Origin of the sequence: Bacillus sp. JJ783, from assembly GCF_036963225.1 — a bacterium.
Lineage (GTDB): Bacteria > Bacillota > Bacilli > Bacillales > Bacillaceae_G > Bacillus_A > Bacillus_A cereus_U.
In genome coordinates this window covers 51,997-62,621 of the sequence record NZ_JBALMG010000006.1, presented here as the reverse complement: position 1 = coordinate 62,621, position 10,625 = coordinate 51,997, and the positions used below count along the sequence as shown (strand labels likewise).

Sequence of the window (10,625 nt, the reverse complement as noted above, 5' to 3'; positions counted from 1 at the left end):
CCCTCTTTCTTTATTATATATTACGCCTTATGACACTCTGGACAAACGCCATAAATTTCTAAGCGATGACTATTAATAACGAAACCTGTCGTTTTCGCAGCTTCCTCTTCAAGCTGTTCCAAACCTCCATAAGGAAAATCAACAATCTTACCACATTTTTCGCAAATCACATGATAATGTTGACTTGTAACATAATCAAATCTACTTGAAGCATCCCCATAAGTTAATTCCTTTACAAGTCCAACTTCTTTAAACACACGTAAGTTATTATAGACAGTTGCAACACTCATATTTGGAAACTTACCTTCTAATGCTTTATAAATGTCATCCGCTGTTGGGTGCGTCATAGATTCCACAAGGTACTCTAAAATAGCATGACGCTGTGGAGTAATGCGTACACCCGTATTTTTCAGCATTTCTAGCGCTTCTTTTAATTCTTCTTTGACCACCGTCATGCACCCCGATTCTATACGGATTATTATTTTATAATTCTTATAAAGAGTGTACTCTTTTTCTTATAAATCGTCAATATTTCTACTATAAGTATGTGGTTTATTTTTGTATATAGCCTTATTCTTATGTACCTTCCCCCAGTTCCTATACATTTACATAGAAAAAAGTGCGACATAATCGCACTTGGAATACTATCATCTGAGGAGGTATGCCCTACACTTTCACTTTATGTATCACAAGAAAATATGTATAGACGCATGCCTTACATATATATTTTTTCTCCACATTAATATAGATTATTTTATCCCGCTATTTGCGGGCAGTAAGACTCCCACTTCAAAATTCCGCAAATACGAAGGAGTTAGGCGGGATATCAACTGCCCGTAAAAGCCCAATTGGTGCGGGCTAATAATCAGTGTGGATAGACACCCCCACTGATTAAAGTTTCACTTTATATAAGAAAGAACGTCTTCAATATGTCCTTTCACTTTCACTTTACGCCATTCTTTTACAAGTTCACCATCTTTATTGATAAGGAATGTAGAACGCTCGATTCCCATGTACTCTTTTCCAAAGTTCTTTTTCAACTTCCAAACATCGTACAATTCTGCTACTTTATGATCTTCATCTACTAAAAGTACAAATGGAAGCTCATGCTTCTCTATGAATTTCATATGTCTGTTCACCGAATCAGGACTTACACCAAGGATGACCGTGTCCTTCTCTTGGAATAATCCATATGCATCACGAAAATCACATGCTTCAGTTGTACAGCCTGGAGTCATATCTTTCGGATAAAAATATAAAACTACATTTTTACCTCGGAAGTCAGCTAAGCGAATTTGTTCTCCGGTACTTCCCTCTAATGTAAATTCCGGCGCTATTTCTCCTACTGTGATCATTGTTATCACTCCTTTTCTTTTCTATTACTATAACAAATGCTACCTTATTTTTCATTGTCCATTACAGTCCTTACCACAAAGGCAAACGGTAATGTATATCCAATTAGCGCTTCTCCAATTGCAATCCATCTTCCGATTCCAATCGGAGCGATATCACCGTATCCAACGGACAATAAAGTAACCGCGCTAAAATATAAACATATTTCAACGAGCTGAAAGGAATGAGCACTTAGCCTATCCCCATCTTCTTTCAAAACTGCAAAACCCATTTCCTCTAGCACAACATAACTTAATCCAAACGCAATCAGTACCGTTGTATAAATCAAAAACAACGTAGCTAAATTGTACAGCGAAAAGAAACGATTGGAATTTGAATATGAACTCCATAATAATTGGACACTTCTCAAAATAGCGATTGCTGCAATTAATAGAATAAATCCCCATAACATGTCCTCCACCTCATTTTATATGTATGAGGACTATAGCTGATTTATCCCTTAGAAACGAACAAGCTTCTATAATTAATTTCCTGCACCACGATATCGTTTAACCCCTTGATTCCAGAGGGTAATTGCAATAGTAAAACAGATAACACCAACAATTGGCGTTGCGAAAGCATAGCTATTCCACTCTGTTTTTCTTAAAAAGTATGCTGCTGGATATACCCCAACAAATGCAAACGGTAAAACAAACGTTAAAACAAAGCGAATAACACGGTTATAAATATCAACAGGATAGCGTCCATAATTCCCTATGTTATACATAAGCGGCATAATGGAACTTTTCGCATCCGACCAAAAGCCAAGACTTGCAAGCGTAACAAATATCCCGCCGTACACAAGTGCCCCTCCCCCTGCCATAAGTAGGAATAAGAAGAAATCATACCAGTAAAAAGATAATTGCAGCTCCATTGCTGCATAACCCATCACAATAATCCCCGTAATAGCTCCAATTAAAGATTCAAGTTCCATTCTTTCTAATATAATTTGAAATAAACTATGAATCGGTCTCGTTAATATACGGTCCATTTCTCCTTTAATAATGTAACGATCATTAAAGTCCCATATATTAAAGAAAGCTGAAAAAATGGCAAACGGTACTAAAAAGAACCCATAGATAAAGATTACTTCTTCTCGGCTCCACCCTTTTAGTGCTTGAGTATGCCCAAACACAACGAGAATGAAGATTAAATTAACAGCTTGTAGTGATAAATCTGAAAGTAATCCGACGATAAAATCGCCACGATACTCCAATTTTGTTTTTATATATTGACTTGCATATTGCAAAAATAATTTTATATATATCATCTCGTCATCCCCCTTGTACGATTAGACGTTTTCTCGCCGTTTTCCACATCAGTACAATTGGAATAATAAGTATAATTGCCCAAATCATTTGAAATAATAAAGCTTCATATAACTTACTTCCTTGTATACCTTCAGAGAAAATCATACTCGGAATATAACTAATTGCTTGAAACGGTAAAAACACCATTGCTTTTTGGGCCCATAACGGATAAAAACTAATCGGTAATAATAAACCAGAAAATAAATCGATAACAACACGTTTCGCATACATAATTCCACTATTATTAAATAAGAAGAATGTAAGCATTCCTGTCATTAAATTTATTTGTGTATTAATGATAAAACTAAATATTAAAGATAAGAAGAAATATAACCACGTTTGAAAATTCGTTGTAATTTGTAATGAAAATAATAACGTAACAATAACCATACCCGGAATTGAAAAGAAAGCAAAACGGAATATCCCTTCTCCAAGCCCTTGCATAACTTTCATACCTAAATAGTTATATGGACGAATTAGTTCTACCGCCACACGTCCTTCTTGAATTTCCATCGCAATTTCTCTATCTATATTATTGAAATAAAAAGCGCGTGCCATCCATGCGATCGCAATATACGTAGTCATTTGCGAAATAGATAAACTTTCAATATTCTCTTTCCCGCTATAAATTGCTTGCCATAAAAAATAATAAGCACCAATGTTAATCGTATAAATTAAAATCCCGCTGTAATAATTTGTACGATAAGCAAGCATCATTAAAAAACGAATCCGAATCATTTCAATATACTTACCCATGCATAATACCTTCTTCATAAATGTTACGAATAATTTCCTCTGTAGACACTTCGTTAATTTTCAAATCTTTAATTTGAAAGGCTTGTACTACTTTAGAAATCAACATAGAAATGATAACTTCTTCATTCGGTATTTTTGCAACCCATGCGTTTTCTTCTTTCGCTTTTGACCAAACAACATGACTATCTGGCATAACCATTGATAACTCCTGGTATGAAACTGGGGCAACAAATTGAAAATGTATTTCCTTCTCTACTCCCCACTGTGTACGAAGATTATCTAAAGATCCGTCATACATAATATTTCCTTCATCAAGCATGATGACGCGTTCACATAAAGCTTCAATATCAGTAATGTCATGTGTCGTTAATAAAATTGTTGTTTTATAACGTTCATTCATCTCTTTTAAGAATTCTCGTATTTTCAATTTCACAAGAACATCTAGTCCAATTGTTGGTTCATCTAAAAATAATAACGGCGGATTATGAATTAACGCCGCTGCTAATTCACAACGCATTCTTTGACCAAGAGATAATTTCCGTACCGGTTTATCTAATAAAGGACCGATATCTAACGTTTCAATAACATGTTCCATATGTTCCTTATACTGAGCGTCTGATACACCGTACACTTTCTTCAATAAACGAAATGATTCTTGCACTGCGATATCCCACCAAAGCTGCGAACGCTGCCCAAACACAACACCGATTGTTCTTACAAATTCTTCTCTCTGTTTGTGTGGATTCATTCCGTTCACTGTAATTTGTCCTGATGTCGGAGTCAAAATCCCTGTAAGCATTTTAATCGTCGTTGATTTACCAGCACCATTCTCACCAATATAACCAACCATTTCACCTTGCTTTATAGTAAAAGAAACATCATTTACTGCTGGCACTATTTTATAATTACGATTTAATAAATCGCGAAACGCACCCTTTAAGCCCGGACGACTTGAATAAGCTGTAAACTCTTTACGTAACCCTTGTACCTCAATTACCGATTTCATAATCGGACCCCCTTCCTAAATGTCACAACGAATAGTTTACCCAACTGCTCCTTCTATCACAAACAATACGTCTTTTCGAAAAACATGTTAGAATAATACATAGATTTTTGTAAGGAGATGAATTGTAGTGAATTTCACGAAATCAGAAGCATTACATAAAGAAGCGTTAGAACATATCGTTGGTGGTGTTAATAGTCCTTCTCGCTCTTTTAAAGCAGTTGGAGGCGGTTCCCCTGTTGCAATGGAACGCGGGAAAGGTGCTTATTTCTGGGATGTAGATGGAAATAAATATATCGACTATTTAGCAGCGTATGGCCCAATTATTACTGGACATGCTCACCCGCACGTAACAGAAGCAATTAAAACAGCAGCTGAAAACGGCGTACTATACGGTACTCCAACAGCATTAGAAGTAAAATTCGCAAAAATGTTAAAAGAAGCAATGCCCGCTTTAGATAAAGTCCGCTTCGTAAACTCTGGTACAGAATCCGTTATGACAACCATTCGTGTTGCTCGTGCTTACACTGGCCGCACAAAAATTATGAAATTCGCTGGTTGTTACCACGGTCATTCCGATTTAGTACTTGTAGCAGCTGGCTCTGGTCCTTCTACCCTTGGAATTCCTGATTCAGCTGGCGTGCCACAAAGTATCGCCCAAGAAGTTATTACTGTTCCATTTAATAATGTAGAAACTTTAAAAGAAGCGTTAGATAAATGGGGACATGAAGTAGCAGCTATCCTTGTAGAGCCAATCGTTGGAAACTTCGGTATTGTAGAGCCAAAACCTGGCTTCCTTGAAAAAGTTAATGAACTTGTTCACGAAGCTGGTGCACTAGTAATTTATGATGAAGTTATTACTGCTTTCCGCTTTATGTATGGCGGCGCTCAAGACTTACTTGGCGTAACCCCAGATCTAACAGCACTTGGTAAAGTTATCGGCGGTGGCCTTCCAATTGGTGCTTACGGTGGTAAGAAAGAAATTATGGAACAAGTTGCACCGCTCGGCCCTGCATACCAAGCTGGTACAATGGCCGGGAACCCTGCTTCTATGGCATCAGGTATTGCCTGCCTAGAAGTACTTCAACAAGAAGGCGTATACGAGAAATTAGATGCACTTGGCGCAATGCTTGAAAAAGGAATTTTAGAACAAGCTACAAAACATAACATCGATATTACAGTAAACCGTCTAAAGGGTGCATTAACTGTATACTTCACGACAAATATAATTGAAGATTACGATGCAGCCAAAAATACAGATGGTGAAATGTTCGGTAGATTCTTCAAATTGATGCTTCAAGAAGGTATTAATTTAGCACCTTCTAAATATGAAGCATGGTTCTTAACGACAGAACATACAAAAGAAGATATTGAATATACAATTGAAGCTGTTGGCAGAGCATTTTCTACCCTAGCGAACAATAAATAATCTCTTCATTCAAAAGGAAAAAAGAAAGCCCATCTTTCTTTTTTCCTTTTTTCTATTTCATAAATCCCTCGTTAATAGTATAATTATTCATAATTATCTGTTTTATATTCTTTTATATCCTTACTATCCCTGTATACAAGGCAGTTCACGCCTTAAATAGTAAGATTATTCAAAAATCATTTTCCAGAGGGGGGATTGACGGATGCTCAATAAAAAAAATAAATGGACACCGTCTTTATTTCGGAATTATAAAAATGCAGAACATGATGCGTGTGGAATCGTTTCCGTTATGGAAAAACGAAGAATTCCTACAAAAGAAAACATCGACCTTTGTATACAATCACTAGTCAAAATGAATCATAGGGCTGGTTTCATTAATGGCGAAGGAGATGGCATCGGAATTCATATCGACATGCCAAAGGCACTTTGGCATGAAAAACTGAAAAGTAGCGGATATAATCCAACGATCGTGGATCATCCCCACTTTATCGTTGGACATTTTTTTCTAAACAAAAAAGAAAACATTGCTGAGTTAAAAGATTACATTCGTACGCAACTAAACAATGAAAAGTTTACAATTGTTCTCGAAAATGATGATGTAATAAACTCAGATGCACTCGGTCCTCTTGGTAAACAAGAAGAACCTTTATTTTGGCAAATTGCCCTTATCGCCGAAAGTGAAGTTAAAAATATTGAACAAACATTATTTTCTGTAACAATAAAAATCGAAGAAAATGAAGCAATTCATGTTGCCTCATTAAGTCATGAACATGTTGTATATAAAGTTCTCGGCGCTGGTGATACACTCGTTGCTTATTACAATGATTTACAACACCCACTTATCGCTTCAACTATGACACTAGGACATAATCGCTATTCTACTAATACTTTATCTAATTTTTTTCGTGTACAACCATTTAGTATTCTTGGGCATAATGGTGAAATTAACACGATTGCAAAATTACGCGATCAAGCTGACATGATTAATGTACCACTTACTGCTGGGGGTAGTGATTCCCAAGATTTAAACCGTACCTTAGAAACCCTTCTCGTTCAGTATAACTACAGTTTATTTGAAGCAATGGATATATTATTTCCACCAATTATTAATGAAATAAAACTTTACGAAACAAACTTACAAAACTTATACACTTATATACGTGAGGCTTGGGGGCATTTCGCACAAGGTCCAGCTGGCATCATTTCACGTTATAAAGATGAAGCTGTTTTCAGTGTCGATTCCCTTGGATTACGCCCTGTTTGGAAAGTAGAGACAGAGAGCTCCTATATTTTCTCTTCTGAACCTGGAGTTGTATCACCAGCCGAATATGTAGCAGAGCCGAAACCACTCGCTCCTGGCGAAAAGGTTGGATTAAAATGGAATGAACAAGGTGAGCTTGTTCTCTATGAATACGATAATTATCAAATTGAAGTATACAACCGTTTTAAGAAACGAATCGATGTTACCAACTATCATGTAAACTTATCTATCCCTGAAACGAAAGAAACTGAGGGATTATGTGATTCTGTTCAAGTTGAAACGAAGCAATACGTCGCTTTCGGCTGGGATCGAGAACATATTCAGCTCCTTGAACAGATGGCAACAAAAGGTGTCGAACCAATTCGGTCACTTGGGCATGACTCACCACTTGCCGCACTTGATACAGATAGACGAAATATTGCTGATTTCATTAAAGAAAGTGTAGCCGTTGTTACCAATCCAGCAATCGATCGTGATCGAGAAGTCGAACACTTCTCCACACGTACTGTACTCGGAGAGCGTCCGAGTTTATTAGATAACTCTAAACAACCATTTGTAATTGAGATGCTCTCACCAATTATTTTAGAAGGGAGTTTAGCTCAATCTATCGCGGCAGACTTACAGACGATTACGTACGAACAACTTGTACAGCTATTCATCACTCATAGCTCTGTCTCTACAATTCCTGTTACATTTAGCCCATCAGAAACTTTACAAAGCGCATTAAATCGAATTAGTTCCGAGGCGATAACAGCCGTTAAAGACGGGGCTTCCCTACTTTTATTAGATGACGCTAAATCTCATCAAAATGAACTGTTATGGATTGATCCACATTTAGTTACTGCTAAAGTACATCAAACATTAACTGAAAATAAATTACGCCGGAAATGCTCTCTCGTTATACGTTCTGGCGCCCTTCGCTCCTTACACGATATCGTCACGCTATACGGATTAGGGGCAGATGGTATTAATCCATATTTATTGTTCGCAACGGTAAATGATGGAACAAAAGCACCAATTACTAATTTGTATACCGCACTTAATAAAGGACTAGAGAAAGTAATTTCAACGATTGGAATTCATGAATTACGCGGTTACGGTCGCCTCTTCTCCTCTATTGGATTACATGAGGAAATTGCAAATATATTACAAATTACAAACTTCTTCGGTTCAAATGATTTAGCTTTTTCACTTGAATCACTTGCTGAAGATGCGAAAATTCGAGCTGATGATTATAACAATCCAAAAGTTAGAATGCGAAAATCATTTCATATATTCCCCCGGATTTGGAAAGCAATTGGTGATGTTGCAAAAGGAAACTCTTATGATGATTACCGCGACAAGTTAAGTGAATTAGAAGAAAATAACCCTATCGCAATCAGGCACCTTATTCAAACAAAACAAACAGAACATGTAATTCCGACTGAAAAAGTGTCCATCGGCATTCACAATCATGATTTACCATTTATTATTAGTTCTATGTCATTCGGTTCTCAAAATGAAATTGCCTTCCGTGCATATGCAGAAGCTGCCAATCAGCTAAATATGATTAGTTTGAACGGTGAAGGCGGCGAAATTAAAGATATGATTGGTAAATACCCACATACACGCGGACAACAAGTTGCATCTGGCCGGTTTGGAGTAAACGCTGAACTACTAAATTCATCAAATTTAATTGAAATTAAAATCGGTCAAGGAGCAAAGCCTGGTGAAGGTGGACATTTGCCTGGTTCAAAAGTAACTGCCAAAATTGCTGAAGCACGTAATGCTACAATTGGTTCAGATTTAATTTCACCTTCTAACAACCATGATATTTATTCAATTGAAGACTTGGCTCAAATGATTACAGAAATTAAAACGGCTAATCATCTTGCAAAAGTAGCTGTAAAAGTTCCTGTCGTTCCTAACATCGGAACAATTGCTGTCGGTATCGCAAAAGCTGGCGCTGACTTTATTAACATTAGTGGATTTGATGGCGGAACAGGCGCTGCGCGTATTCACGCATTGCAACATGTAGGTCTTCCTGTAGAAATCGGTGTTAAAGCTGCACATAACGCTCTATTAGAAGCACATATGAGACATAAAGTAGAAATTTGGGCAGATGGCGGTATTCGAAGTGTCAATGACGCCTTAAAAATCATGCTCCTTGGAGCAAACCGGATCGGATTTGGCACATTATCAATGATTGCAATTGGCTGTACAACTTGCCGTGGTTGTCATCTCGATACGTGCCACGTCGGAATTGCAACACAAATTGAATCTGAAGCTCAAGCGAAAGAACATGGACTGCGCCGTTTCGTTCCACGTGAATTAGAAAGCGCAGTTACAGGGCTATTAAGCCTATTCACTACTTTCGGTACAGAATTGAAACGTTTAACAGGGCAGCTCGGTTACACAAACTTACAAGATATTATCGGACGATCGGATTTATTAGAACAAACTCGAGGCAAGGACTTATTAGACTTACGTAATTTAATACAAACGATAGAAGATTCATCCGTGAAAATAACGGCATCTGTACAAGAAAAACAATTTGAAACAACAAATTCTCTCCAGTCAAAAGAATTAGTAAGCGTCGGCGTAGAGCAACGCGTAATGGGCGGTCTAGAATCCTGTTATCGTATTCGTAGCAAATTATATGAAAACACCCATCTTGAACCACTTACATTAAAGTATACAAACGGATCTGTTCCTGGAAACGGATTAGGCGCGTATAATAGCGAGAACTTATTTATACACGTAAATGGTGGCGCGCAAGATGGAATTGGAAAAACTTCATTTGGCGGTGGCATTTATATAACGAAAGCAAAAGGAAAAGATGGAACATATTATAACGGTTCTGTCGGAAAAGGATTTGGATACGGCGCTCAAAAAGGTGCATTATACGTGCAAGGTAACGCTGATGCTCGTGCTGGCATTCGCCTTTCTGGAGCAGATATGATAATTGGAGGCAGAATTACAAAACCACTTCGCGAAAAAGAACAAGGAAATATCGGAGTATATTCTAATATAAAAGGATTTGCTTTTGAATATATGACAAATGGTCGTGCTCTTGTTTTAGGAGATCCTGGTCCATGGATTTGTGCCGGCATGACTGGTGGTGTTGTTTATTTACGTCATGAGCCAAACTTAGGTTTAACAGAACACGCTTTAAAAAGAAGAATCGCTAAAGGTGCAAATGTAACATTGCAGCCAATTAGTAAACATGGTTTACAAGATGTGAACGAATTATTATTAGACTACATTCGTGTATTAAATGAGCATGAACAATATGAAGAAGTCGCTTTGTTAACACCATTATTAGATGATATCCAGCTTCACTTCTATGAAATTATCCCGAAAAAAGAACAGGCGGATCCATCTATTTCAACTGAATGATATGTACAATATTTATTTTCATAAAGTGAAACTTTAATCAGTGGGGGTTTTGTTCATCCCCCACTGATTATTAGCCTTCACCAATCGGGCGTTTAC

8 protein-coding genes are annotated in these 10,625 nt (G+C 37.1%); 2 read left to right on the top strand and 6 right to left on the bottom strand.

Annotated elements, in window-relative coordinates; genetic code table 11:
- Positions 1–20 precede the first annotated feature (20 nt).
- From perR to V7038_RS01515, 6 genes are all read right to left on the bottom strand, one after another.
- The gene (gene perR, locus V7038_RS01540) at positions 21–449 is read right to left on the bottom strand and encodes a peroxide-responsive transcriptional repressor PerR (protein WP_000237831.1); all 429 of its coding nucleotides are present in this window, start codon (positions 447–449) and stop codon (positions 21–23) included.
- A gap of 450 nt (positions 450–899) precedes the next feature.
- Positions 900–1,355 (bottom strand): thioredoxin-dependent thiol peroxidase, encoded by a 456-nt coding sequence (gene bcp / locus V7038_RS01535; RefSeq protein ID WP_002010353.1) that lies wholly within the window; start codon positions 1,353–1,355, stop codon positions 900–902.
- A gap of 44 nt (positions 1,356–1,399) precedes the next feature.
- The gene (locus tag V7038_RS01530) at positions 1,400–1,804 is read right to left on the bottom strand and encodes a potassium channel family protein (RefSeq protein WP_002091112.1); all 405 of its coding nucleotides are present in this window, start codon (positions 1,802–1,804) and stop codon (positions 1,400–1,402) included.
- A 72-nt stretch (positions 1,805–1,876) separates the two neighbouring features.
- Complete coding sequence (locus V7038_RS01525; protein ID WP_002113872.1) at positions 1,877–2,662, bottom strand: ABC transporter permease; 786 nt, start codon at positions 2,660–2,662, stop codon at positions 1,877–1,879.
- Between the two features lie 4 nt (positions 2,663–2,666).
- Positions 2,667–3,458, bottom strand: coding sequence for an ABC transporter permease (locus tag V7038_RS01520; protein WP_002113871.1), 792 nt, complete (start codon positions 3,456–3,458; stop codon positions 2,667–2,669).
- On the bottom strand, positions 3,451–4,464 hold the full coding sequence (locus V7038_RS01515; RefSeq protein ID WP_002113870.1) for an ABC transporter ATP-binding protein: 1,014 nt from the start codon (positions 4,462–4,464) through the stop codon (positions 3,451–3,453). The genes V7038_RS01520 and V7038_RS01515 overlap by 8 nt, the downstream gene beginning before the upstream one ends.
- 127 nt (positions 4,465–4,591) lie before the next feature.
- On the opposite strand from V7038_RS01515, the gene hemL reads away from it, so the two are divergent.
- Both hemL and V7038_RS01505 read left to right on the top strand, forming a co-directional pair.
- The gene (gene hemL / locus V7038_RS01510) at positions 4,592–5,890 is read left to right on the top strand and encodes a glutamate-1-semialdehyde-2,1-aminomutase (RefSeq protein WP_002201844.1); all 1,299 of its coding nucleotides are present in this window, start codon (positions 4,592–4,594) and stop codon (positions 5,888–5,890) included.
- A gap of 202 nt (positions 5,891–6,092) precedes the next feature.
- The gene (locus V7038_RS01505; RefSeq protein ID WP_335468852.1) at positions 6,093–10,529 is read left to right on the top strand and encodes a glutamate synthase-related protein; all 4,437 of its coding nucleotides are present in this window, start codon (positions 6,093–6,095) and stop codon (positions 10,527–10,529) included.
- Positions 10,530–10,625 lie beyond the last annotated feature (96 nt).

What these genes read in the sequence shown, in the direction of transcription:
- bcp (WP_002010353.1), bottom strand. Translation starts at nt 1,355, where the DNA reads ATGATCACAGTAGGAGAAATAGCGCCGGAATTTACATTAGAGGGAAGT.
- V7038_RS01530 (WP_002091112.1), bottom strand. Translation starts at nt 1,804, where the DNA reads ATGTTATGGGGATTTATTCTATTAATTGCAGCAATCGCTATTTTGAGA.
- V7038_RS01525 (WP_002113872.1), bottom strand. Translation starts at nt 2,662, where the DNA reads ATGATATATATAAAATTATTTTTGCAATATGCAAGTCAATATATAAAA.
- V7038_RS01520 (WP_002113871.1), bottom strand. Translation starts at nt 3,458, where the DNA reads ATGGGTAAGTATATTGAAATGATTCGGATTCGTTTTTTAATGATGCTT.
- V7038_RS01515 (WP_002113870.1), bottom strand. Translation starts at nt 4,464, where the DNA reads ATGAAATCGGTAATTGAGGTACAAGGGTTACGTAAAGAGTTTACAGCT.
- V7038_RS01505 (WP_335468852.1), top strand. Translation starts at nt 6,093, where the DNA reads ATGCTCAATAAAAAAAATAAATGGACACCGTCTTTATTTCGGAATTAT.